Origin of the sequence: Hydrogenimonas cancrithermarum, from assembly GCF_030296055.1 — a bacterium.
Taxonomy (GTDB): Bacteria; Campylobacterota; Campylobacteria; order Campylobacterales; family Hydrogenimonadaceae; genus Hydrogenimonas; species Hydrogenimonas cancrithermarum.
In genome coordinates this window covers 1,927,343-1,952,160 of the sequence record NZ_AP027370.1, presented here as the reverse complement: position 1 = coordinate 1,952,160, position 24,818 = coordinate 1,927,343, and the positions used below count along the sequence as shown (strand labels likewise).

At 48.9% G+C, this 24,818-nt stretch carries 26 protein-coding genes; 10 read left to right on the top strand and 16 right to left on the bottom strand.

Translation table 11 applies throughout. From position 1 onward, the window contains the following. The first annotated feature begins 415 nt into the window (after window positions 1-415). Genes QUD54_RS10070 through QUD54_RS10060 form a run of 3 tightly spaced genes read left to right on the top strand, consistent with a single transcriptional unit; the run spans window position 416 to window position 3,394 of the window. Window positions 416-2,554: a ribonucleoside triphosphate reductase gene (locus QUD54_RS10070; protein ID WP_286338043.1), complete on the top strand. Its 2,139-nt coding sequence runs from the start codon at window positions 416-418 to the stop codon at window positions 2,552-2,554. 23 nt (window positions 2,555-2,577) lie between these two features. Next, the gene (gene nrdD / locus QUD54_RS10065; protein ID WP_286336602.1) at window positions 2,578-2,730 is read left to right on the top strand and encodes an anaerobic ribonucleoside-triphosphate reductase; all 153 of its coding nucleotides are present in this window, start codon (window positions 2,578-2,580) and stop codon (window positions 2,728-2,730) included. Next, window positions 2,720-3,394, top strand: a complete 675-nt coding sequence (locus tag QUD54_RS10060; RefSeq protein WP_286336601.1) for an anaerobic ribonucleoside-triphosphate reductase activating protein — start codon at window positions 2,720-2,722, stop codon at window positions 3,392-3,394. Before nrdD ends, QUD54_RS10060 begins: the two co-directional genes overlap by 11 nt. Window positions 3,395-3,411: 17 nt before the next feature. On the opposite strand, the gene QUD54_RS10055 is transcribed toward QUD54_RS10060, so the two are convergent. Genes QUD54_RS10055 through ahbA form a run of 3 tightly spaced genes read right to left on the bottom strand, consistent with a single transcriptional unit; the run spans window position 3,412 to window position 6,319 of the window. Then, window positions 3,412-4,101, bottom strand: a complete 690-nt coding sequence (locus QUD54_RS10055; protein WP_286336600.1) for a response regulator transcription factor — start codon at window positions 4,099-4,101, stop codon at window positions 3,412-3,414. Beyond that, complete coding sequence (locus QUD54_RS10050) at window positions 4,101-5,327, bottom strand: PAS domain-containing sensor histidine kinase (protein ID WP_286338042.1); 1,227 nt, start codon at window positions 5,325-5,327, stop codon at window positions 4,101-4,103. The genes QUD54_RS10055 and QUD54_RS10050 overlap by 1 nt, the downstream gene beginning before the upstream one ends. Before the next feature lie 2 nt (window positions 5,328-5,329). Continuing rightward, on the bottom strand, window positions 5,330-6,319 hold the full coding sequence (gene ahbA / locus QUD54_RS10045; protein WP_286336599.1) for a siroheme decarboxylase subunit alpha: 990 nt from the start codon (window positions 6,317-6,319) through the stop codon (window positions 5,330-5,332). Between the two features lie 125 nt (window positions 6,320-6,444). On the opposite strand from ahbA, the gene QUD54_RS10040 reads away from it, so the two are divergent. Next, window positions 6,445-7,020 (top strand): precorrin-2 dehydrogenase/sirohydrochlorin ferrochelatase family protein, encoded by a 576-nt coding sequence (locus tag QUD54_RS10040; protein ID WP_286336598.1) that lies wholly within the window; start codon window positions 6,445-6,447, stop codon window positions 7,018-7,020. A 2-nt stretch (window positions 7,021-7,022) separates the two neighbouring features. After that, window positions 7,023-7,397, top strand: coding sequence for a hypothetical protein (locus QUD54_RS10035; protein ID WP_286336597.1), 375 nt, complete (start codon window positions 7,023-7,025; stop codon window positions 7,395-7,397). On the opposite strand, the gene QUD54_RS10030 is transcribed toward QUD54_RS10035, so the two are convergent. From QUD54_RS10030 to QUD54_RS09970, 13 genes are all read right to left on the bottom strand, one after another. Then, window positions 7,365-7,751, bottom strand: coding sequence for a thioredoxin family protein (locus tag QUD54_RS10030; protein WP_286336596.1), 387 nt, complete (start codon window positions 7,749-7,751; stop codon window positions 7,365-7,367). The genes QUD54_RS10035 and QUD54_RS10030 overlap by 33 nt on opposite strands. Further along, window positions 7,748-8,872 (bottom strand): cytochrome-c peroxidase, encoded by a 1,125-nt coding sequence (locus QUD54_RS10025; RefSeq protein WP_286336595.1) that lies wholly within the window; start codon window positions 8,870-8,872, stop codon window positions 7,748-7,750. Before QUD54_RS10025 ends, QUD54_RS10030 begins: the two co-directional genes overlap by 4 nt. Window positions 8,873-8,915: 43 nt before the next feature. Continuing rightward, window positions 8,916-9,662 (bottom strand): uroporphyrinogen-III C-methyltransferase, encoded by a 747-nt coding sequence (gene cobA / locus QUD54_RS10020; RefSeq protein WP_286336594.1) that lies wholly within the window; start codon window positions 9,660-9,662, stop codon window positions 8,916-8,918. A gap of 3 nt (window positions 9,663-9,665) precedes the next feature. Further along, window positions 9,666-10,790 (bottom strand): radical SAM/SPASM domain-containing protein, encoded by a 1,125-nt coding sequence (locus QUD54_RS10015; RefSeq protein WP_286336593.1) that lies wholly within the window; start codon window positions 10,788-10,790, stop codon window positions 9,666-9,668. Next, window positions 10,790-11,944 (bottom strand): cytochrome D1 domain-containing protein, encoded by a 1,155-nt coding sequence (locus QUD54_RS10010; RefSeq protein ID WP_286336592.1) that lies wholly within the window; start codon window positions 11,942-11,944, stop codon window positions 10,790-10,792. Before QUD54_RS10010 ends, QUD54_RS10015 begins: the two co-directional genes overlap by 1 nt. Next, a complete protein-coding gene (locus QUD54_RS10005) occupies window positions 11,941-12,252 on the bottom strand; it encodes a c-type cytochrome (protein WP_286336591.1) in 312 nt (103 codons plus the stop codon). Before QUD54_RS10005 ends, QUD54_RS10010 begins: the two co-directional genes overlap by 4 nt. Before the next feature lie 7 nt (window positions 12,253-12,259). After that, window positions 12,260-13,369: a multiheme c-type cytochrome gene (locus tag QUD54_RS10000; RefSeq protein WP_286336590.1), complete on the bottom strand. Its 1,110-nt coding sequence runs from the start codon at window positions 13,367-13,369 to the stop codon at window positions 12,260-12,262. Between the two features lie 68 nt (window positions 13,370-13,437). Continuing rightward, the gene (locus tag QUD54_RS09995) at window positions 13,438-15,147 is read right to left on the bottom strand and encodes a nitrite reductase (RefSeq protein ID WP_286336589.1); all 1,710 of its coding nucleotides are present in this window, start codon (window positions 15,145-15,147) and stop codon (window positions 13,438-13,440) included. Between the two features lie 49 nt (window positions 15,148-15,196). Then, window positions 15,197-15,352, bottom strand: coding sequence for a hypothetical protein (locus QUD54_RS09990; protein ID WP_286336588.1), 156 nt, complete (start codon window positions 15,350-15,352; stop codon window positions 15,197-15,199). 64 nt (window positions 15,353-15,416) lie between these two features. Further along, window positions 15,417-16,871, bottom strand: a complete 1,455-nt coding sequence (locus tag QUD54_RS09985; protein ID WP_286336587.1) for a cbb3-type cytochrome c oxidase subunit I — start codon at window positions 16,869-16,871, stop codon at window positions 15,417-15,419. Further along, window positions 16,861-17,526 (bottom strand): c-type cytochrome, encoded by a 666-nt coding sequence (locus tag QUD54_RS09980; protein WP_286336586.1) that lies wholly within the window; start codon window positions 17,524-17,526, stop codon window positions 16,861-16,863. The genes QUD54_RS09985 and QUD54_RS09980 overlap by 11 nt, the downstream gene beginning before the upstream one ends. 16 nt (window positions 17,527-17,542) lie before the next feature. Next, window positions 17,543-17,884 carry a hypothetical protein gene (locus tag QUD54_RS09975; protein WP_286336585.1) on the bottom strand — a complete coding sequence of 114 codons (342 nt, stop codon included), beginning with the start codon at window positions 17,882-17,884 and terminating at the stop codon, window positions 17,543-17,545. Window positions 17,885-18,049: 165 nt separating this feature from the next. Next, window positions 18,050-18,448 (bottom strand): hypothetical protein, encoded by a 399-nt coding sequence (locus tag QUD54_RS09970; RefSeq protein WP_286336584.1) that lies wholly within the window; start codon window positions 18,446-18,448, stop codon window positions 18,050-18,052. Window positions 18,449-18,775: 327 nt separating this feature from the next. Here QUD54_RS09970 and QUD54_RS09965 point away from each other — a divergent pair, with 327 nt between their 5' ends. The 5 genes from QUD54_RS09965 to QUD54_RS09945 all read left to right on the top strand — a co-directional run bounded on the left by QUD54_RS09965 (window position 18,776) and on the right by QUD54_RS09945 (window position 24,817). After that, the gene (locus QUD54_RS09965) at window positions 18,776-19,423 is read left to right on the top strand and encodes a Crp/Fnr family transcriptional regulator (protein ID WP_286336583.1); all 648 of its coding nucleotides are present in this window, start codon (window positions 18,776-18,778) and stop codon (window positions 19,421-19,423) included. A 343-nt stretch (window positions 19,424-19,766) separates the two neighbouring features. Further along, window positions 19,767-22,571, top strand: a complete 2,805-nt coding sequence (gene napA, locus QUD54_RS09960) for a nitrate reductase catalytic subunit NapA (RefSeq protein WP_286336582.1) — start codon at window positions 19,767-19,769, stop codon at window positions 22,569-22,571. Window positions 22,572-22,588: 17 nt separating this feature from the next. Further along, entirely contained in the window at window positions 22,589-23,431 is an 843-nt protein-coding gene (gene napG, locus QUD54_RS09955; protein ID WP_406600564.1) for a ferredoxin-type protein NapG, read from the top strand. Continuing rightward, window positions 23,424-24,254: a quinol dehydrogenase ferredoxin subunit NapH gene (gene napH, locus QUD54_RS09950; protein WP_286336581.1), complete on the top strand. Its 831-nt coding sequence runs from the start codon at window positions 23,424-23,426 to the stop codon at window positions 24,252-24,254. Before napG ends, napH begins: the two co-directional genes overlap by 8 nt. Next, complete coding sequence (locus tag QUD54_RS09945; RefSeq protein ID WP_286336580.1) at window positions 24,251-24,817, top strand: nitrate reductase cytochrome c-type subunit; 567 nt, start codon at window positions 24,251-24,253, stop codon at window positions 24,815-24,817. Before napH ends, QUD54_RS09945 begins: the two co-directional genes overlap by 4 nt. Window position 24,818 lies beyond the last annotated feature (1 nt).

Sequence of the window (24,818 nt, the reverse complement as noted above, 5' to 3'; positions counted from 1 at the left end):
TTTTACAAAAAAACTCTTTTTAAAATGTTGACACATGTCAACCGATGTCACAAAAACGTCACTGAATACCCAAACAATGGGATTTAGTGACATTTTCGTGAGAAGTTTTTTTATGGCTTGGCAAGTCGAATCGTTCTATCATTTCAGTGACCGAAAAATGATTCGGTACCTACTCCAACAGCTTGCATCGAAGAGCAGGATCCGGAGCCTTCTCTCCCCGGGCTTCGGGCCCTGCTCTTCAGTTTATGTCTAACAAAACGTTCATGACTTTCATCGAAAACACAAGAGCAGATGAAAATCGTGAGCGTTTCATCTCTTTCCGAGAGACAAAGCTTCAGTGAGAGGAATTTCTTCACGAACCCGTTCGTGAAGAGAGGAGATATTTTCAGGCAAATCAGATAAAGAAGAAAACATGATACTCAAAGAGATACTCAAACGTGACGGCTCCAAAGAACCTTTCGCTCCATACAAAATCGAAGACGCCATCAAAGCGGCTTTCAAAAGCCAAAACACACAGTACGACAATACGATCTTTTTCAATGTTCTCGAACGGCTTGAAAGCAAACGGATCGCCGCCGTCGAAGACATTCAGGATATGATCGAGCAGGAACTCTTCAAAGCACGCTACTTCGAAGTGATGCGCGCATTCATGATCTACCGCCACACGCACAAAATGCAGCGCGAACATATCTACGGCCTGACCGAAGACACGACCTTTGTCAACTCCACCGAAACGATCGAAGAGTATATCGGCAAAAGCGACTGGCGCATCAACGCCAACTCCAACACCGGTTACTCACACGCCGGACTCATCAACAACACAGCCGGGAAAGTGATCGCCAACTACTGGCTCGACAAGGTCTACTCCAAAGCCGAAGGATATGCCCACCGAAACGGAGACTACCATATCCACGACCTCGACTGTCTCAGCGGCTACTGTGCGGGATGGAGCCTGCGTGTTTTGTTGGACGAAGGATTCAACGGCGTCAGGGGACGTGTCGAGAGCCGCCCGCCCAACCACTTCAGAGAAGCACTCGGACAGATGGCCAATTTCCTTGGTATCCTGCAGAGCGAATGGGCCGGTGCACAAGCCTTCAGCTCGTTCGACACATACCTGGCTCCTTATGTATTCAAAGACAAACTCGACTACGTAGAGATCAAAAAGGCGATCCGAAGCTTTGTCTACAACCTCAACGTTCCGGCACGCTGGGGTCAATCCCCTTTTACCAATATCACGATTGACTGGACCGTGCCCGAAGATCTGAAAGAGCAGATGCCGACACGTGCCCAGCGCCATCTCTTCACAGGGCTCGAAGACAACGAGCTGATCCGCATCGTGAAACAAAGAGATCCCTCTGTATCGAAACTGGAAGAACTGCGCTACAAACATTTCCAGAAAGAGATGAATCTCATCAACCGCGCCTACTACGAGGTGATGACCGAAGGCGACAGTACGGGCCAGCCCTTCACCTTTCCGATCCCGACCGTCAACATCACCGAAGATTTCGACTGGTACGGCGAAAACACCGATATCCTTTTCGAGAATACGGCCAAGATCGGCTCCTCCTACTTCCAGAATTTCATCGGAAGCCAGTATGTCCGGGATGAAAACGGCAACCTCGTTCCCAATGAAGAGGCGTACAAGCCGGGGCATGTCCGCAGCATGTGTTGCCGGCTACAACTCGATCTTCGCGAACTCCTCAAACGCGGCGGCGGGCTCTTCGGAAGTGCCGAGATGACCGGCAGCATCGGGGTCGTGACGATCAACATGGCACGCCTCGGTTTTGTCCATAAAGGTGATAAAAGTGCGCTTCTTGCCCGTCTGGAGGAGTTGATGGATATGGCCGCCTCGACACTGGAGAAGAAAAGAAAATTCATTCAGGAGCTCTACGACCGGGGGCTTTTCCCCTACACGAAGCGCTACCTGCCCGGTTTCAACAACCACTTCTCCACGATCGGCGTCAACGGCATGAACGAGATGATCCGAAACTTCACCGGCGATACCGACCATATCGCCACCGAGAGCGGCCAACAGTTCGCCATCGAAATCCTCGACTTCATGCGCGAGAAACTCAAAGCCTACCAGGAGGAGAGCGGCAACCTCTACAATCTCGAAGCGACACCGGCCGAGGGAACGACCTACCGCTTCGCCAAAGAGGACAGAAAACGGTACCCGGGCATCATCCAAGCCGGCGAAGGAGAGAACATCTACTACACCAACTCCTCGCAGATCCCGGTCGATTGGACCGAAGATCCGTTCGAAGCGCTCGAGCTGCAAGATACGCTGCAGTGCAAATATACCGGCGGGACGGTGCTGCACCTCTACATGAGAGAGCGCATCAGCTCGGCCGAGACGTGCCGAAACCTCGTCAAAAAGGTGATTACAAACTTCAGGCTCCCCTACATCACCATTACACCGCTCTTTTCGGTCTGTCCGAAACACGGCTACATTCCTGGCGAACACGAATACTGTCCAAAGTGTGACGAGGAGCTGCTGTTGACCTATGATGAAATGGAAGATAAGAATAAAAACAATGATGAAAAAGCATCTTGACCAAAAAACCAAGGAGGACAATCATGGATCGAAATGAAACACTCAAAAAACTCGAATCGAAACGGACCAAATGCACTGTGTATACCAGAGTGATGGGCTATCATCGGCCTGTAGAGAGCTTCAACATCGGCAAGAAAGGCGAACACCGCCAGAGGAAGCAGTTCGTTGAGCGATAAACCGATCTACGACATCACGCCGTTCACCCATCTCGACTACCCGGGCAAACTGGCGGCGATCGCATGGTTTTGCGGATGCAACATGCGTTGCATCTACTGCTACAACAGCGATATCGTCTTTTCGAAATCGGGTGAATATACGTTGGAGGACCTTGTCGCTTTTTTAAAGAAGCGGACGGGACTGCTCGACGGCGTCGTGCTGAGTGGCGGAGAGCCGACACTCAACGATCTCGCACCGCTCTGTCGAGAGATCAAAGCGATGGGATACATGATCAAACTCGACACCAATGGGCTCAATCCCGTCCGTGTCAAAGAGCTTGTGGAAGAGGGTCTCGTCGACTATATAGCACTCGATTTCAAAGCGAGAAATGGAAAATTCGGCTACATCACAGGTTCGAGCCGCTTCGACAGATTCGCCGATACCCTCGACTACCTGATCGAAAAGAGATTCGATTTCGAAGTCAGGACAACCGTCCATGCCGATCTTCTCCAACCAGAAGATATCAACATGATGATCGAAGAGCTCAAAAGCAGAGGCTACGAGCGCCCCTACTACCTCCAGAAATTCATCAAAACATCCAACAACATCGGAGATATCGATGAACCCTCTCAAGCGTTCGACGTCTCCAAACTCGACGACACACTGCCAATCATCTGGCGTTAAGAACAGTTTCTAACGCATCATCCATCATCCATCATCTTTAAAACATACCCCTGTCCGGAAACGTTTTCGATCAACGCCTTGTCGCTTTTTTTCCGGACACGTCGTATAAAAGTGCGCAGACGTTCATCACTGACACTCTCTCCTTCCCAAAGAACCGTCTTGATCGCTTCGTTGGAAAGATAGTGGTTCGGACTGTGCAGAAGCTGTGCGATAAAGCGGCTTTCGCGTTTGCTCAGATGGACAAGCACCCCTTTTTTGAACAACTGCTCGCTCTGCAGATCATAGGCGAATGGTGCTTTCAACTTCACGAGGCTCTCTTTTTTGATCCTCTCCGAAAGTGTACACATATAGTCCAGAAGCTCTTCCGGATCGAACGGCTTGATGAAATATTTCACGACGCCCACATCGATCGCACCCAGCAGCTTCTCTTTGTCGCTGTAGGCACTGAGAATGACGATGGGGATCTCCGGACTCTCCTTTTTGATTGTCGATGCAAGCTCCAGACCCGTCATTTTCGGCATCGTTATATCGGTAATAACGACATCGGGTTTCATTTTTCTACACCGCTCAAGCCCTTCGATACCGTCATGTACAACCTCGAAACTTTTGAAGTAGTCGCCGATCGCCTCTTTCAGCAGCTGTGCCAGACGCTTCTCATCCTCGACAAGCAGTACCTTCAGACGAGCCAGTTTCGAACTGCACGGCATCACTCGACCTCTCTCTCGCTTGGATGTTCCAGTGGAAGTTTAATCGTAAAGCGGGCGCCTTTCTCACCGTTTCCCACCTCGATAGTCCCGCCGAAACTCTTTTCGATGATCATCTTCGACATAAACAGACCCAATCCCGTACCCTTTGCCGCATGTTTTGTCGTGAAGTAGGGTTCGAAAATACGATCGATCACGCCATTTTCGATCCCTCCTGCACTGTCCTCGACCTCGATGAGCACACTATCATCCGATCGTTTCATGGCGATTCGGATCGATTTCTCCTCATACGCCTGCTGCTTGAATGCATCTTTCGCATTCTGCAGCAGATTGATGAGTACCTGCGACAGTTCGTTACTCACACCGACCACCCTGAGTGACGTGTCCACCGATTTTTCGATCGATATATACTCCTTCTCAAGCGTTTTCCCCAGAATTTGCAGTGCCTCCTCCAGACTTTCGGCAGGTGCAAAGGGCGCTTTGGGCTTGTCGGGTTTGAAAAAGTTGATGAAATCTTCGATCGTCTGCGACATATTCTGGATCATCGATTTGGCATCACTGTAGATCGCGTCGACCTGATCCACTTCCTGCCTGTGAGCAGCTTTTTTGAGATTGAAGAGCGCCAGTGCCAGTTCCGTCAGCGGCTGTCGCCACTGATGTGCGATGTTGGCCATCATCTGTCCCAGACTCGCCATGCGTGACTGCAAAAAGAGCATCTTCTGCTTCTCTTCGTTCTTCTGTACCTCTTCACGCACCCGCTCTTCGAGGTGTTTGTTGAGTTCGTAGAGTTTTCTCGTCTGCAGCCTAACCCGCTCTTCGAGCGTCTGGTTGAGCATCTCCAATTCGCGCTCTTTCTTCTCCAGTGCCATCTTCAGCTCCACCTCTTTCGTCACATCGTACCGGATCGCGATAAACTCTTCGATGAGATCGTTCTCGTCGAGTATCGGAATGATCGTCGTGTTGACATAGAAGGTACTGCCGTCTTTCGCACGGTTCTTGACAGTCGCTCGATAGGTTTTTTTGGCAAGAATCGTATCCCAAAGCCGTTTGAACTTCTCCTTCGGCACATCCGGATGACGGACGATGTTATGGTTCTGGCCGATCAATTCATCGCGACTGTAGCCGGAAATTTTGCAGAATTCGTCGTTGACGAAGGTGATGATGCCGTTGATATCGGTTTTCGAGACGATATTGGAACTCTCGATCGCCTCTTTGTACTGCTTGAACATGCTCAAGCGTACCGCTCCTCCCATTGTTCAAACGCCGGCGAAAAGTAGTTGATCCGCACCTTTTTGAACTCGCGTGTGGAGTAGAGATAATCATACTCTTCGACACCGATCTCGTTCGCCATCTCTCCGACGATCGCTTCGACCTCCTCTTTGGACTTGCCATGCACCATCGAAAAGAGTGGATAGGGCCAGTTGGGGTAGACGGGACGAAGATAGCAATGGCTGACCGCACTGTAGGCCGCAACCGTCTCGCCGATCTCTTCCGCACGCTCTTCGGGAACTTTCCAGACCACCATCGCATTGGCGGTAAACCCGGCTTTTCTGTGGTAGAGAATCGCGGCGAACCGGCGCATCAACCCCGCCTTTTTCATCCGCTCCGCCTCCGTGGCGAGCGTTTCGTAGTCGATCCCAAGAGTATCGACGATCGGCGCGAAAGGTTCGGCGACAGGTTCGATATCTTTTTGAAGCCCTTTGATCATTTCGAAATGGATCGGCTCGAGCGTCATCGGCTCTTTTTTCGCACGTTTGACGGTCTCTTTTTTCGCTCGGTCGCCTTTGACATCAAGCTGCACGGAGATTTTGAACATCTTTTTCGTCGGCAGAACGATGAACTCCTCCGCATCCGCCTTTTCGGCCAGAAGCTTCACCGTTCTCTCCAAACCGAGTTTCGAATCCGGTGCCACGGCGATCGTAAACCAGAGATTGTAGGGGTTGTTGCGCTCATAGTTGTGGCTCACACCCGGATGCGCGTTGATGATCCCGGCCGCTTTTTCGATCTCGTCTACCTTGAATGCGACAAGCGACGATTTGTATCCCAGCGACTTCGTATCGAAAATCGCGGAAGTCTGCCGGATCACCTTCTCTTCCTTCAACCTCTTGTAAAGCTTTAAAATCTCTTCCTCGTTGCTTCCAAGCTCACGTGCCAAATCCGCAAATGGACGCTTGGAGATCGGAAAGCTCTTCTGTATCACTGTTAAAAACTCTTTTTCCATCCTGATGATCCCCGATTTTTTTTACCCATTATAGAGATTTCATCTTTACACTTTCCTTGATGCGCATCAAAGGCAATTTCAAGTGGAGTATGATAAGATTACGCTATCTTGAACCGAGGCACTTCATGGCGTATTTTCCGGCTTTTATCAAACTCGATGGCAAAAAGATTCTTCTGGTTGGCGGCGGCAATATCGCCGGTGAAAAACTCGAAAAACTGCTCGATTTCACGAAAGAGATCACCGTTATCGCTCCCGAAATATCCGATACCGTCCGAACCATGGCCGAGACGAACGGATTGACGCTCCACCAACGCCCCTATCGGCCTGAAGATATCGAAGGATATTTCGTCGTCATCGTCGCCGTCGACGATCTTTCGTTGCAAAAAGAGATATACGATGCATGCCAGATGCGCCACACACTCTGTAACAGTGTCGACTCGGTCGACTACTGCGACTTCATCTTCCCCTCCTATACCAAAAAGGGGGCGCTAACCGTCGCCTTCTCCACATCGGGCATCTCTCCCTCCGTCGCAAAATACCTGCGCCGGGCCATCGAAACGGTCATTCCCGACTCTGTCGCAGACTTCCTGGAAGAGATGAAGCAGCTGCGCGCCTCCCTTCCGAAAGGAAAAGAGCGGATGAAACTTCTCGATGAAAAAGCCAGAATCTACATCGACAACCTCTTTAAAAAAGGCCAATAACCATGTTCAACAAAAAAATCGTCTACTTTCTGATGTTCGTTTTCGCATTTTTGAGTATCTCCGCACTGATCGTCAATATGCCGGAAAAAAAAGATGCACAGGTCATTGAAAAACTCGCACCCTACTTCCCCTACGAAATAACCAAAACCATCGGAGGGCTCGATCTCATCGACAAAAGAAGTGGTGAAAAGCTGAAACTCGACAATGCGAAAGTCTTCCTCGCCTACGACGACTACCTCAAAAAATGGGGAAAAACACACCTGAAGATAGAGGGCAACAGACTCGTCATTCTCGACGACAGCGGTACCCCGGTCGATTCGATGGAACTCACTCCCAACCAACGCTCATTCATTCAGAAATTTTTCTTTCAACAGTGAGGCATCGACTGTTCCTCTGAGCGGTTCTTTCAAAAAAACCTCTTGTGGAGAAAGTAGAAAGAGCGTCGGATACACCAGTGTATAGAGCAATTCGATCGGATAATCTTCATTCTCTTCGGTCACGATGACCGCAATGGTTTTTTCGTTGACGAGATCGACGACATCTTTGTCGCGGAATGTTGTAGCGAAAAGTTCTCTGCATGCCCCACACTCACGCGTAACAAGCACAACCAGCATCGGTTTTCCGCTTTGCTGGGCAAGAACCAACGCCTTGTCGAACGATCCCATCCATTGAATCGTATCAGCGAAAAGTTGTATCGTCAGCAGCAACGTCGCCAAGGTTCTTTGCATCATCGAACCACATAATCGACCGGTTTGCCTTCTAACGTTTTGAGAAAGGCTACGATCTGATCGATCTGATCGTTTGTCAACGTCAAACCAAGCTGGTGTCTGGCCATGATCCGAACCGCCTCTTCGATCGTTTCAATCGATCCGTTATGAAAATAGGGGGCGGTACGTGTCACATTACGCAGTATCGGCACACGAAAAACAAATTGGCCGTTCCTGCCGTGAAATTCACCGATATCCGAAAAAGGGAAGGCTGCGTCACCGCGAGGTTTCTGCCAGCTGAAACCGGCAAAATAACGTGCACCGTTGACGAAGCGTGATTCTGGTGCGAGAATCGAATTGTAGCGCCTGAGCGGAAAGTGCTGAAGGCTCTGTCCACCTACGCTCATTCCCGTATGACACCCCTTGCATCCGATACGCATAAAAAGATAGAGACCCGCTTTCGCCTCATCCGAGATGGCATCGTCATCCCCCTCCAAAAAGAGGTCAAACGCCCCGCGTGTCAGCAGTGTCCGCTCGAAAGCACCGATCGCTTTGGTTACCGTGTCGAACGTTATCCCCTTTTTTGGAAACACATTTGCAAAGGCTTCGACATAATCGTCCCGCCTTTTCAATCGCTCGACCACCTTCTTAGGTGACATCGCCATCTCGAACGGTGCCTGGATCGGCCCTTTGGCCTGATCTTCCACACTCGGACTCCTGCCATCCCAAAACTGCCGTTTCGCCAATGCCGCATTCAAAACCGTTGGCGAATTGAGATGTTTCGGATTGGGCTGGTTGTGGTAACCGATCGCCGTCGGCCGATTGTCGTCGCCGCCGGCTTCAAGAATGTGACAGCTGGCACAACTGAGCGTCCGGTCTTTAGATAGAACCGGGTCGAAAAAGAGGCGATGCCCCAATGCGATCTTTTTTGACGATAGAGGGTTGTCGGAGTCGTCCACAACCTGAAGCGCTCTATCCCAGGATGACGGCACCGGCGAAAGCCCCCGATGCAAAGCCTCTTTGCGAAGCGATTCATCAACCGGCAGATCGAATGTTTCGCTAGGCTTGGGAATCAAAAATCCGATATTGAAGTAGAGGGTGAAAACGAGCGTTGTGATTAGCAGAATGATCAGATGGGTTCTCATGTTTCATGATATCTCCATCTGACGAAAAAATCATTGACTTTTATCAATCCTTTTCGTTGATCCACTCCAGATCTTTTTTGAGTTCCACCACTTTCCCGACAACGATAAGTGCCGGTGTTTTGATACCTGCGGCTTTGACTTTCGCATGAATGTCGGCCAGCGTACCTGTGACACTCTTCTGCTCGGGCGTCGTTCCTTTGCTGATCACGGCACACGGCGTATCTTCGGAACGGCCGATACGTATGAGGTTTTTGGCGATGTTTCCAAGGTTGTGCAGCCCCATCAAAAAAACGATCGTCTCATCCGCTTTCATCGACTCCCAGTCGACTTGCGAATGCTCTTTATTGGGCGCTTCGTGACCCGTGACGACTTTGAACGAAACGGCGACCCCCCGGTGTGTTACGGGAATGCCCGCATACGCCGGCACGGATATGGCCGAAGTGACGCCTGGAATGAATTCGAAAGCGATGCCGCGTTCTTTGAGGTATTTCGCCTCCTCGCCCCCTCGTCCGAAAACCAGCGGGTCGCCTCCCTTGAGCCGGACGACATTGTCGTATTTGAGTGCGTTTTGGTAGATCACTTCGTTGATCTGATCCTGCGGCAGCGTATGACGGCCGTCCGCCTTGCCGACATAGACAAATTCACAGCCATCCTTCGCCTCTTTCAGAATATCGGGGTTTGCGAGACGGTCGTAGATAATCACATCGGCCTCACGCACTACACGCAGCGCCTTCACCGTCAAAAGATCGATATCGCCCGGTCCGGCGCCGGTCAGATAGACTTTGCCCATAAGTTACAATCCTCTTCTTTCATCTTCATTTAAATAACAGGACGGGTCCTCCGCCCACAAATCCCCGTGAATCGCGTAGGCACGGCTTCGCGATCCGCCGTTGCAGATATCGATGACACCGCAATCCTTGCAATACCCTTCCAGTTTTCTCGGATGCTCACGCAGTTTCGTCAGCATCTCGTTGCTCTCATCCAGCCATATCTCGCTGAAAGGCCGCTCGGTCATATTGCCGATATAGAAAGGAAAGAACGGATCGGGTTTGACACGCCCCATCCAGTCGATGTTGCCGAGCTTTCGTCCGGCACTGTTTCCGCCCCAGTTTCCAAGGCGCCGTGCCATCTCCTCTTTGAGATCCGGATACTTTTCGCCAAACTTTTCCAGAAACACAATCGCATCCATCTCCATATTGCCTGTGACGATGTCGATATCTTTTCCCTCCTCGATATACTCGAAGGCTTTGTCGATGATAAACTCGACGAACTCACGGCGCTCGGCCTTGGAGATGTCGATCTTGAGATTGTCCAGCCCGCGGCCGCTGTAGACCAGATGGGAGATGTAAATCTTGTCGACACCGATATTTTCGGCGAGTTCGAAGATAGGGTAGAAACTCTCTTTCGTCTCGTTCGTGATCGTAAAGCGGATACCGGCGTTGCCGCCGTGTTTTTGAATCAACGCAATCGCATCGAGACTCTTGCGGTACGCGCCTTCGAGGCCACGGAACTTGTCGTGAACCTCTTCGATCCCGTCGATACTGATACCGATATAGTTGAACGTTTCGATAATTCTGTCGACATTCTTTTCACTCACGTAAAGGCCGTTGGTCGAAAGGTAGGTAACGATACCCGCTTCCCGCATCGCTTCGGCGATCTGGAAAATGTCACGGCGAATCAGTGGTTCACCCCCGCTGAAAATGACAAATTTGATGCCGGCTTTTTTCAACTCCGGGATGGAGCCCAAAATGAATTCGGTACTCAGAAAATCTTCCGAATTGGGATCGGCGTAGCTGTAGCAGTGGTGACATGCGAGGTTGCAGCGGTTGGTAAAGTTCCAGATAACGATGCTGCCATCCAGGACCCGCTCTTTTTTGCCGCTTGTCACCGATTTGATGAGATTGGAGAGACGAAACATCAGTGGCTCTCTTTTTTCTCGAAGACGAAGATGCCGGAAGGTTTTGGGATCTGCCACTCGAGGTTCAGCCACCACTTTTTCGGATCGGGATCGGTTGTCTTGTAGGCTTGGACCATATTTTTATCATTGACCGAAAAGTAGAGATAGGGATGATTCGGCGACCAGCGTACATGCAGAATCATACCCGGAAACTCGAGACGGCGAACCACTTCGAGCCTTTTCGCATCGACGATCTGTACCACCGGAAATTTCTTTCCGCTGAAAGTGACGGCAAGCCACTTTTTATTCGGGCTCAGTGCCGTAAAGACGGGATTGCCTTCCACTTCGATCGCTTTGACGAAATTGAAACCGTGATCGAAGACAAAGACTTTTCTGTTTCCGACGGCCGGAATGAAGAAGTAGTCGCCGCTGATACTCCAAAAACCGAAATGCGGCACCTTGAGTATGCGCTCCTTTTTGCCCATTTTCAGCGGCACTTTCCGGTAATTCATCGTGTCCAGGTCCAATACGCCGACATTTTTGGAGTTGAAGAAGCCGACGACATAGAGGTTTTTGTCGATCATCGCGTCGAACGGGACTTCACCGGCGTGCTCGATCTTTTTGTAGAGTCTGAATTTCGGCGTTTTACCGGTGGGCATCTCATCCTTCATGACCCAGAGTTCATCACTGTCCATACAGGCGAAGACAAGATAGTCGCCATACTCTTTGATGCCGACGTTTCTGCTTCCGGTTTCGATCGTCTGCAGATGGTTCAGATCACGGTCGAGAATTTCAACGGTTTTGTTGTCGTAGTTTGCCACTGCGACATAGTTGTCGCCGACGATAAATCCAATGGCGCTCTCACTGGTTTTGTACTCTTTGAGTTTCTTCTCCCGGATCGGATCGAACTTGACCACATACCCGTCACGGGTTATCACATACCCGTCATTGTCGCGAAACTTCACGACGGCATGGTTGAAGTTGTGCATATCCTTGATTTCGTTGGTAAACATATTGTTCTCGATGACGGCAAGGGCTGAATTTTCACGCTCGACGACAAAAAGTTTGTCTTTCGATTTCGGTAAGATAAGCGCAGGGTCTTTCGGCAGATCCGCCGAAAGTGCCGAAAGTGCGAACAGGCCCGCAACGAGAATAGATTTTTTCAACAGGTTCATTTGGCATCCTTGAATTTCATAATATAATCGGCTAACGCCTGCATCTCTTCCGGTTTCAAATCACCGAACGATGGCATCGAATTTCGCTTGTATCCAAGCGACTTGAAAGTTCCCTCAGGATCGGCGATCATTGCAATGATCTGGCCCTTGTCGCGTTTCGAGGCAATCGTTTTGAACGACGGGCCGAACGCTTCGGCCGTCTGGTGATGACATCCCCAGCAGTACGTTTTGAAAAGTTTTTCTCCATCTCCGTTGTCAGCCATCACTGCAAGTGCAGTCAAAACAACGGTAACCATTATCTTTTTCACAGCATCCTCATTTTACAATCGTTTCGACTTTTTTCATCAATATCGGCTCTGTCAGCGTTTTGTCCTCGAGGTCCAAAACGGCTGCACAACTCGGTTTTGCCAGTATGACATACATTTCGGCCACAATTCTATCATTTTTGTGCAGTGAAGGAACCTTATAAACGAACTCTTTTTTCTCTTTTGCACCCAAATTGTTCACAAATCCACGTTTTTTCGCAAAATATGGAATCGCGACGCGCTTTCCATGCTCATCGGCGAACTCCGTTACGAACGTTGCCTGCTTGTCCTCCATCGGATCTGTTTTGAAATTTTCCCAAATCACTTTTCCGTCACGTATCACTTTGAGCTTCAGATATTTCATCCGAGCAGCCTGCACAATGAGCGGATGTTCCATCTTGTTTTCAATGACCACATGAATGGTGTTGCCTTCTGGTCTGATCGTGATATCCACACTCTTCGTTCGCATCTCCGCATCGTGTATTCCAGCAAAAAAGTGGCTTCTATGCTCTGTTCTGGAACGTTTGTTCATCTTTTCGACAGGACCCTCGATATAGGGCATATGACATTTGATACACCCTTTACTGTCCTGGTTTTCATCCATCGCTTTGAATATAAGTACCCCTTGCGCGTTGCGCTTATGCGAATGACATCCCATGCAGGCATATTTGTCATAGATAGGACTTTTGACCATTCCATGCTTGTCACTATCATCAGGATTGTCGAGAGAGCCGTAGAGTGTCGGTTTGTAGCCCGCCGCCTGACGCGCAAGCGTATTGATGTTAAATTTGTGCGACTTCTTGACATAGGCTATCTGATGGCAATAAAAACAGGAGATAGCATCCTTCTGCTCTTTGTGAATAGGATTCGGTGTTGTCTTTCCCGCCTCCATATCCGAAAGATTCTTCGCCGCGGGCATGTGGCAGCGGCCACAATCATAGACCGGTACTTTCTGCGCCACTTTTCTATGCAATTCATCATTGAAGTAAGTTTTCGAGTGATAGGATGACTGATACTCGTCATAAATATCGGGATGACACTCGTTGCACGATTTGTTCGTTAGATACTCTGCAGAGAAAAGTGTAACAGCAAGAAGAATCAAAATAGATACATTTTTCATGATAGACCCTTTATGCAGGGATATGGTGTAGAGTCTCTCTCCCAAAAAGGGAGAGAGTGTGGTCTGTCTTATGCGCCAGGAATATGCTGACGATGTTCGACAGAGTAAGTAAAGGTAGGTGTCGTCAAGTTGTAGATATACTTGATGAACTTACCTGTTTTGGCATCATAGATACCGATACGTCCGGTTGTCCACTCGGAAATGAATGTCCATTTGCCATGGTTTGCAGGCTCTGCATGAAGCAGACGAGGCTGTACGGGTTTTTTGACCTTCTTGCCTTTCTTGGCCGTATAGGTAAGAAGTTTTTCGTTTGAAAGCTTGGAATCGACCTCTTTCCCTTTGACCGTCTGGTACTGTGTCGCATCCCAGGTCTGGAGAATTTTTCCTGTATGCGCATCGATCAGTCTACCCTTTTTCTTGCCGACTTCGATGATTCGGTCGGTTTCGAGTGTCTCTTTGTTGATCAGATACACTTTGTTGTAGTTTTCGGGTGATCCGAGCACACAGTCTGCCCACAGATAGGGAGTGTCTTTGCTCGTACCGACAAAGAGTCCACCGCCCGCTGTCGGAACGTTGGCGACGACATCCCAGTTCATATCCCAGATAACGACATTACCAACATTCATACTGACAGTTGCATTGAGTTGGCCGTAGTCTTTGTTATACCACGAACTTCCCTGTCCCGGGTGCGGTTTCGTTCCCGGACCGGTATAGACCTTCGCTGCCAGTTTTTTGGTTTTGAAATCGACGATACCGATGACATCGCTTCCCTGAGATGCAATCATGTAGTATCGGCCGATCTCTTTTCCTTCGTTCAGGAATGCATCGTGAAGAATTTTACCGATGTTCGGAACATCACCGACAATCGGAAAGTCGGGTTTGCTGTAATCGACGATGTAAACATGGCCGCCATCTTTCAATGCGAATGCGAAATAAGGGCCATACGGTGTATCGGCGATCGATGCGACACGACTCGCGACGATGTTACCGTCCGGATCGATGACGCCAGCCGTCTGATAAACTTTGAGCGGCTCGAGCGTCAATGCGTCACAGAGGACTGCTCCACCGGGGTTGTAGTTGCCCGCCATCACATATTTACCGTCTGGAGAGACTGCCAGACCGCGTGACTCCTGTCCTACCTGGACACTTGCAAGGGCGGGCTGGCCCGGCGCTGCCAGATCGAACATCGTCAATCGGCCTGAGCGGCTGATGGAGTATGCATAACGCGGCATCCGCTTGTTGGTCACCGTAACATGAACCGCGAAGCCGGCTTTGTGGCGTGAGAGGACTTTTCCGTTCGTACCGTCGATGAAATCGACGAGCGATGCGTCACGCTCGGTCGCGAAGACAATATTCATGACACTCTTGACATCCGTCGCATGCGGATATTTTTTCAGAAGCTGTTTTCGATCCGCAAGCTTCTTCCAGGTTTTTTTCACCTCATCGAGACTGAGGCGAAGTTCCACCGTATTCTTCCAGTTCATCAACCAATCGACCATGCCAGCGGCATCGTCTTTGCTGAACAGATGCTTCCATTCAGGCATCGCCGTACCCGGTCGTCCGTTCAAAATGGTTTCGGCGAGCATCTGCGCATTCTTCTTTTTAAGCGCTTTTGGCCGAAGGTCGGAGCCGACGCCACCTTGGTGAATCGGTCCATGACATCCCTGGCACTCTTTTTCGTACACTTTTGCGAAATCCATCTTCGATGTACCGGCATAGAGCGATCCGGCAACCATTGAGACAGCTGCAGCCATACTTAGCATTTTCCCAAGCTTCATATTCTCTCCTTTATTTGGATAAGCCCTCCCCACAAAAGCAGCCCGAAGGCTACTCACCTTGTTCCAGACGTTTCTTCTCCTGAAAATAGATGAAGAACATCGGGATGACGATGACCGTATGCAAAAAGATCGTAAGCGTTAACGGACCTTGATTCAGCCATGCAAACAAATTGCCGCATGCCAGATCTGTACATGCTTCCCACATAGTTTACTCCTTTCATTCTTATATTAAATATAAATCGTAAGGAAGAGCAACCTCTTCCTCACTTTTATGCCGCTTGAGCGGCCATGCCTTCAGCTGCTTCCTCAGTAGCTGTGACTTTTCCGATAGTCAAAAGGTCCCATGCGAGATAAACGAATCCCGCAAAGGTGACGAGGCCCATCACCAAGCGCCACGCCTGAGCCTGTACGTACCAAGGCAGTTCCTGTGCGATGAAGAATGCATCCCATCCGCCACCAAGATCCGCACGTTCGACGAGAACCTGCTCATATCCGGCGATCGTCAATGCGACCGTCATACCGAGTACACCGAAAATGATGAGGAAAAGCGACATTTTTGTCTTGAATGTCATCTTCATAGTTTTGACACCGTATGCACCCTGCACAGCGAGATACATCATTCCGATAAGAATCGTCGCATAAGCGCCGAAGAACGCCAGGTGGCCGTGTGCCGCCGTAAACTGCGTACCGTGTGTATAGATATTGACCTGTGGCAATGTGTGGAAAAATCCCCAGATACCTGCACCAAGGAAGTTTCCGAACGCGTTGGCCGCAATCCATGCCATGGCAGGCGTATTGTTGATAGCATGCGCGTTGCCTTTCGCTTCGCAATGCCCCTGTTCTTTGCCCCAATCATAAAGGACATGAACGAACATCGCAACCAGCGGAACCGGTTCCAGGGCACTGAAGAGTGCACCGATTTCCCACCAGTACTCAGGTGTACCGATCCAGAAGTAGTGGTGTCCGAGGCCAAGGATACCTGAACCAAAAAGCATCAGAACTTCAATCCATAACCACATTTCGACAATCTCTCGTTTCGCACCGAGAATCTTGATAAGGGCGTATGCGGCAAGTGTACCGACGAAAACTTCCCATGTCGCTTCAACCCAAAGGTGAATGACCCACCACCACCAGTACTGGTCCATGGAGATGTTGTCGGTAAAGAACATACCGCACAGATAGAGGCCCGCCAAGGCAAAAAGGTTCGCAACCATAACGGTCATAATACCGGTTCTGCGCCCTTTCATGTAGGTCGCGAAAACGTTCCAGTAAAAGATAAGAACGACGACGACAATACCGATGTCTGCCCAGCGTGGGGCTTCAAGATATTCGCGTCCTTCATTGATGAACCAGATTGTCGTTTCGCTTGCAGACCCGACCTGTATAAAGATGTAGACCAGAACGACAACCGTAACGGCGGCGGTCAAAACCCAGAATGCCAACTTTCCAAGGCCGATCGCAACAGCCTCTTCGCCCGTTTCGTCAGGGATCATGTAGTAGACCGATCCGATCATGGCGAAAAGCATCCAGACGACAAGTGCGTTGATATGCACCATCCGGGCGACACTGAAGTCAAAAAGTTCGAACAAGAACCCAGGATATAGAAATTGAATCGCGGCAATGAGACCCATCAGCAACTGTGCGCCGAACAGGACGATCGCTACGCGAAAATAGTTCATCGCAAGTTTTTGCGATTCATACTTCAAATGTGCACTAGTGAGCATGTGTACCTCCTTCTAAACGTTTCGCAGACTGGGAGAAGTTACGGGGGAAACCGTTGGTATCGATAGAACTCATATGTTTCAAGAATGCAACCAACGCAACCGCTTCTTTTTTCGTAATTCCCAGGTTTGGCATCATACGCGCATGCGTAGGATATCGGGAAGGATGCATCAAAAATTCCGCCATCGCTTCCTCTTTCGTCTCTTTGCCGGTAATACCGGTCATTGTGCCATCATTCCATTTTGTATCAAGCCACGCTTTGGTCAGATCCGGTGCGTAATAGGCACCGTTGCCCAGAAGCGTATGGCAGTTCATACAGTTTTTTGCCTGTGAAGCGAGTTTACCAAGATGCAGCAGGTCCGCCGCTTCCTGATTGCTCCACTCTTTGCCGAAAAACGGCTCTTTTTCTCCGATAACCGGAACCTCGTGCCCACGCTTTTCATCCATCACATAATCGATATGATAGTTGATGACCGATGCAGCGGGAATCCTATGTTTGATCCCTTTTTCAAGATCGGCATCGCTACCCATTGCGATCTGCCCCATCGTATCGAACGTTAGCCAGATCAAAAGTACGGTTGCCGTACCGGTTACCCATGCTGCCGAACGACGCCAAAACGGTATACTCGTCCAGACAGAAGCACTCTTCTTGCTCATCACTCCTCCTTTGTTTTTATAGTTGTCCGTCATTGGCGGATTCATAGCGTTTTTCCGACTCGTCGATCAGGTAGAAGTACAGATGCGGCGCAAAGAGATACGCCACCATCGCTACCAACAATACTTTCGTCGTAAATGGACTGCTTTGAATCCGAACAGCGAGATCGTACAAACTGTAAGCCTGCAATATCCAGAATATATAGCCGACAAGCTGCCATCTCCTGGAGATAAATCCCATTTTCGAGAGTGTAATCGCTGCAGCAAAACCCACCCCGAATACCAGTACGAGTGTTGCCACAACAAATATTCCCAAAAACTGATCCGACGCAATCTGCGGCATATAGATCACAGGTTCCATGACACTCCTTTCGTTATATACCCCAAACAAGGCATACGTCAATTATGACAATTTTTATCGGATTTGGGATTGACATACATCAAGAAGAAGCGATTTTTTTGTAATTTAGAAGATGAATTTTTTGTTTTAGTTGGTTTTAAGATAGTTGGGCTCAAAGCCCATATTTCAGGGCTTTTTCAAAATGTTGTTTTGAGCTTTTTTATATATGATGCAACGTGCCATAAAAAAAGGGCGACTGTAAGCGTCTGAAACAAAGTAATCCCCTTCAATACGCCATCCCAAAGTTTTTTTAAGAATGATAGATTGGGCACCTTTGCGAATCAGCCGGCTTTCACAGATAATTTCATCCCCATTTTCAAAGGCCTGCTTCACTTTCTCCATCCTATCCATCGTTACCCAGTAGTGTCCGCCGATCATCACTGCAAGAATGGCCGAAACAGCCATCAACCCCTTTTTCTTTGCATTTTTCCCCATAAATGGACGCGTTGTCACAAAGAGTGTCACAAGCAGGACGACCGCAGCGAGAATCAGATAACCGCCTTCGAGATAGAAAAATTTCTGCATTCAAAATCCCAGTTTTTTGGAATCAATGGTAACATAGATTAGCTGGAAATATTTTGACCTACATCAACACTGCCCTAAACTATTTCTTAGGTAATTCACTCTATACTTCTCAGCATTATTAAAGTTTGCAAGGAAACATCTTGAACATAGTCCTCACCTTAGTCTTTAGTATCGTGATGCTCTTTTTCATGATTTTTCCTGCAATGAAAATTACCGAATGGATCGATAGACACTATCCAATTCCGAAAAAAATCTATACACCTGTGATGCTTTCGATCGTGGTATTGCTTTCGATCATCATCGGACTTTTTTTAAGATATGCATGATATGAATATACTGAGCCAATTAAAAAAATTCTATCTTTTTCGTCATTTGGACGACAAGCAGTTTGCACGTCTCGAAGAGATCTCCAATGTTGTGGAATACAAAAAGGGATCGATCGTTTTTTTCGAAGGAGACAAAGCAAAATCTCTGATCATCCTCATTGATGGTATATTACAGGTATACAAAACAGATCAAAAGGGAAACAAAGTGATCCTTCATCACTTTTTCCCGATCGACATGATTGCAGAAATTGTCAACCTTGAACATATGTGCTACCCCGCATCCGCCGAATTCGAAACCGATGGGAAAGCCCTAGTCATAAACTATGAAGCATTCGAGCAGGAGTTTCTCAAAGATTCCGAGGTTTCATTTGCATTTATCAAATCGCTTTCGAAAAAGATCAAATATCTAGAAAACGTCATTGCAACCAATATGGTGATGAATTCAACGGCCAGAGTAGCGAAATTTATCTGCGAGCATGGTGATGAAATTTCAAAACTCAAAAAAAGCATGATCGCCGCCGATTTGAACATGACACCGGAGACGCTTTCACGAATTTTGAAAAAACTCTCAACACTTGGCCTCATCGAAAAACAGAAAGATGAGATTATTATTCTTGACAAGGAGGGTCTCGAAACTTTCTATTTATAACACTCCTCTTTCAAAACAAACGAAAAACACTCTCTTCCAGCGTAACTACGTGTTCGACTTTAGTATTCTGATTTTTCATACAATTCAGCTTCGATTATAAAAGCAATCAATCTTACTCATAATAGATAAGTTAATAAATAATATTAATCTTTTTTTCATTATTTAGTTTTTTTGTCTCATTCATAAATATTTTTGACATAAATCAAGAAGAATTCAGTCGGACTCATGTAAAATAAATTTGTGTTGGAGTCTTAGTGCCTGGATTCAAGGAATAATTAAAATAATTCTTTGAATCTGGGCGCTTGGTGATTCCAGAAACGTGCAAATTTATTAGGAGGTAAATATGTCATCTATGTCACGACGTGACTTCCTCAAGAGTGCGGCGGCCGCTACGGCTGCAAGCGCTGTTGGGATGTCAGTTCCTACCGAAGTAGAGGCCAAAGCCAGTGCAGCCGAAAGTGGCTGGCGATGGGACAAGGCGGTCTGTCGATTCTGTGGTACCGGATGCGGTATCATGGTCGCAACCAAAGAAGGAAAGATCGTTGCAGTCAAAGGCGACCCGGCAGCACCTGTCAATCGCGGTCTGAACTGTATCAAAGGATACTTCAACGCGAAAATTATGTACGGTGCCGACCGTCTTACGACGCCACTTCTGCGAATGGATGAAAAAGGCAATTTCAGCAAACAGGGAAAATTCCGCCCTGTCAGCTGGAAGCGCGCATTCGATGAAATGGAGCGCGCCATTAGAAAAGCGCTGAAGGAAGGTGGTCCTGAAGCGGTCGCGGTCTTCGGATCGGGACAATATACGATTCAGGAGGGTTATGCCGCCGCAAAAATGATGAAAGCGGGCTTCCGCTCCAACGCCATCGATCCCAACGCGCGCCATTGTATGGCTTCTGCCGTTGTCGGATTTATCCAGACATTCGGTATCGACGAACCGGCCGGCTGCTACGACGACATTGAAATCACCGATACGATCGTAACATGGGGCGCGAACATGGCGGAGATGCACCCGATTCTATGGGCACGCGTTACCGATCGAAAACTCTCTGACCCCGAACGTGTCAAAGTCGTCAACATTTCCACTTATCGACATCGATGTTCCGACCTTGCCGACATGGAGATCATCTTCCGACCGGGCTCCGATCTCGCAATGTGGAACTATCTCGCACGAGAGATCGTCTACAATCATCCGGAAGTGATCGACTGGGATTTTGTCAAGAAACACACGATTTTCGCGACAGGATTCGTCGAAACCGGTTATGGAATGAGAATGCCGGACGAAGCGAAAAAACTGGGATACAGCGACAAAGAGCTCGAAACAATCAAAGAAGAAGCGAATCATACAGTAACCGAAAGAGAAGCCGGCGGACTCGCCCCTCTGGGCTACAAAGCGGGCGACAATATGAAAATGGTCCATCGCGGCCATGCGCTCGGACACTGGGAGATCAGCTTCGAAGAGTTCAAAAAAGGCCTTGAGCCATATACATTGGATTATGTTGCAAGCGTCGCAAAAGGTGATCCGGACGAAAGTATCGAAGTTTTCAAAGGAAAACTTGAGGCACTTCGTGATCTCTACATCGATAAGAGCCGTAAAATGGTCAGCTTCTGGACAATGGGCATGAACCAGCACTATCGTGGATCGTGGGTCAACGAACAGTCCTATATGGTCCACTTCCTTCTGGGCAAACAGGCGAAACCTGGCATGGGCGCATTCTCGCTCACAGGACAGCCTTCTGCATGCGGAACGGCACGTGAAGTCGGTACATTTACCCACCGCCTTCCAGCTGATTTGGTTGTCAAAAGCCCGAAACACCGAAAAATAACCGAAAAAATATGGAAGCTGCCCGAAGGTACGATCAACCCAGTCGGTTATCAGCATATCATGAATATTCACCGTCAGATCGAAGACGGAAAAATCAAATTCGCATGGGTCAACGTATGCAACCCCTATCAGGACTCCGCAAACGCCAACCACTGGATCAAAGCGGCACGAAAGATGGACTGTTTCATCGTTACATCCGACGGTTATCCAGGTATCTCGGCAAAAGTATCCGACCTCGTCCTACCATCTGCCATGATCTACGAAAAATGGGGTGCATACGGAAACGCCGAGCGACGTACGCAACACTGGCGTCAGCAGGTCGTTCCTGTCGGCGACGCGATGAGTGATACATGGCAGTGGGTCGAGCTTTCCAAGCGCTTCACCGTCAAAGATCTATGGGGTGAAGCGACGATCAAAGGCGGCAAAAAACTTCCAAACGTCATCGAAAAAGCGAAAGCGATGGGATACAACGAAGATACAACCATGTTCGAAATCCTTTTCGCAAACGATTATTACAGAAGCTTCAAGGCGGATGACCCGATCGGAGAAGGATTCGATAACAGTGAAGTCTTCGGTGACAACCGAAACGTCCTCGGAAGCGACGGCAAACCGTGGAAAGGTTATGGATTCTTTATCCAGAAAGCGTTGTGGGAAGAGTATCGAAAATTTGGTCTTGGTCATGGTCACGATCTCGCAGACTTCGATACCTATCATCGGGTACGTGGACTCCGATGGCCTGTCGTCGACGGAAAAGATACACCATGGCGCTTCAATGTCAAGTACGATCCGTATGCACGCAAACACGCAAAACCGGGTGAAGAGTTTGCATTCTATGGGCCTGCACTCAAAGTTCTCAAGCGAGGAAGTCTCAAAAAAATCGATCCATCGATGGGGAAAGTCGACCTTCACAACAAAGCGAAGATCTTTTTCAGACCATATATGGATCCGACCGAACAGCCGGATAAAGAGTACGATACATGGCTTTGTACAGGCCGTGTGATTGAGCACTGGCACAGTGGTACGATGACGATGCGTGTACCGGAGCTCTTCCGTGCAATGCCAGAAGCACTCTGCTATATGAACCCACTCGACGCCAAAGCAAAAGGGCTGAAAGACGGCGATATGGTGTGGGTTGAAAGCCGACGCGGAAAAGTCAAAGCACATATCGAGACACGTGGACGTAACAGACCACCGAGAGGACTGGTTTTCGTACCTTGGTTCGACGAACGTGTCTTCATCAACAAAGTTTGTCTCGACCATACATGTCCTATGTCCAAACAGACTGACTACAAAAAATGTGCGGTCAAGATCTATAAAGCATAAAAGAGACAGGATATAAAGTGAACGAACGTCAAGAGAAAGTCAAATCGACCAAAAAACCAAAAGTGACGGAGCGACGGCGCTTTTTGAGTATCATGGCTCAAAGTATCGGCCTTTCCGCACTTGGAGGCATCGTCTGGACAGGCTATGTCGAGGAAGCCAAATCGGCGCCTTTGACACTACGCCCACCGGGTGCTTTGGCTGAAGACGACTTTCTCCGTACATGCATCAAGTGCGGTCAGTGTGCAGAAGCATGTCCTTATGACACACTGATCATGGCGAAACCAGGTGATAGAAAACCGATGGGAACACCCTATTTCATCCCGAGGGATATTCCGTGCTATATGTGTACGGATATTCCATGCGTACCCGTCTGTCCGACAGGTGCACTGGATGAGGATTCGGTCTCGAGCGTCGTAGACGGAAAAAAAGTACTCGATATCAACAAGTCGAAAATGGGCCTTGCCCTCGTCGACCATGAATCGTGTATCGCTTATTGGGGTATTCAGTGTGATGCATGCTACCGGGCCTGTCCGATTCTCGGCGAGGCGATCACAATCGAGTTTATCCGAAATGAACGGACCGGAAAACATGCCAAGCTGGTTCCCATCGTCCATGCCGATCACTGCACCGGGTGCGGATTGTGCGAACACGCCTGTGTGACAGAAAAGCCGGCCATCTTTGTCCTGCCGCGCGAAGTCGCGATGGGAAAACCGGGTGACTACTACGTCAAAGGGTGGAGTGAAAAAGATCAGGAGCGTATCAAACAACGCAATCTTCAGGAGCTCAAGACCAAAACCGAACGCAGTGAAAAGAAACCGCAGGATTACCTGAATATGGATGAGGAGCTCTTTAATGAATAAGCTCTTTAAAATGCGATATCTAATATTGCGCCGAATCACACAAATCGGGCTGCTCTTTCTTTATTTCGCCGGCAACGCCTATGGCTGGAACGTCCTCAAGGGAACACTTAGTGCATCGCTGCTCTTCGACAAAATTCCGTTGGCCGATCCATTTGCGGTACTGCAGATGCTTTCAGCTGGTGCGATGATGGGCATCAACGTCTTTATCGGCGCTGCCATCATCACGCTCTTTTACGGCATTATCGGAGGCCGTGCCTTTTGCAGCTGGGTCTGTCCGGTCAATATGGTCACCGACCTTGCCAACTGGATGCGTCGTGTGCTGCTGCTGGACAAAACCGAAAGAAAGGTGTGGGTCAGCAGAAATGCCCGCTACTGGGTTCTAGGCCTATCACTTATCATCTCGGCACTGACCGGCCTGGCGGCATTCGAGCTAGTCAGCCCAATCACGATCTTCAACCGGGGTATCATCTTCGGTATGGGGATGGGCGGCGGCGTTTTGCTTGCGATCTTTCTTTTCGATCTTTTCGGTGTCAAAAACGGCTGGTGCGGTCATATCTGCCCACTTGGAGGTTTCTACTCCCTGATCGGCCGCTTCAGTCTAATCCGTGTTCGCCACAACCAGCCCAACTGTACGCTCTGTATGAAATGTAAAGATGTATGCCCCGAAACCGAGGTCCTTTTCATGATTGGGAAAGAGAGTACAACCGTGAACATGGGCGAATGTGTCAACTGCGCACGCTGCATTGAAGTATGTGACGATGACGCACTTGGATTTAGTATAAGAGATTTTACAACGCGTAAAGCCAAAGGAGAAAAACAATGAAAAAAACGATTCTAATGGCGCTCTCGGCCGCATTGGTATTGAGCATGAGTGCTTGTGCCGATAAATCGCAAGAGAGCAGTGCCCAAAGTACAAAAAGTGCCACTTCCAATACGATAGTGACGGAAGAGGAGCTTGGTCTTCGCAAAGAGAACCTCTACACCGAAAAAGGTGTCGCGCCGGTCAAGAAAGTGGATGTTACGGCGGCACCCGGTACGGCAAAACGCTTCGAGCGATCGTACGAGAATGCACCACCGCTCATTCCGCATAGCGTGGATGGTCTTCTTCCGATCACGAGAAACAACAATGCATGTTTGGGATGCCATATGCCAGAAGTCGCATCGAGCGTCGGCGCGACACCGATTCCACCGACACACTTCATGGATTTCAGAACCCAAAAGAAACTTGACCATCTGGCACAACAGCGTTTCAACTGCTCACAGTGTCACGTTCCCCAGGCCAATGTCAAACCGCTGGTCAAAAATACTTTCCAGCCCGATTATAGAAATCCGAACGAGAAGAAAAGATCCAATCTCATAGATACACTCAACGAAGGTGTTAAATAAG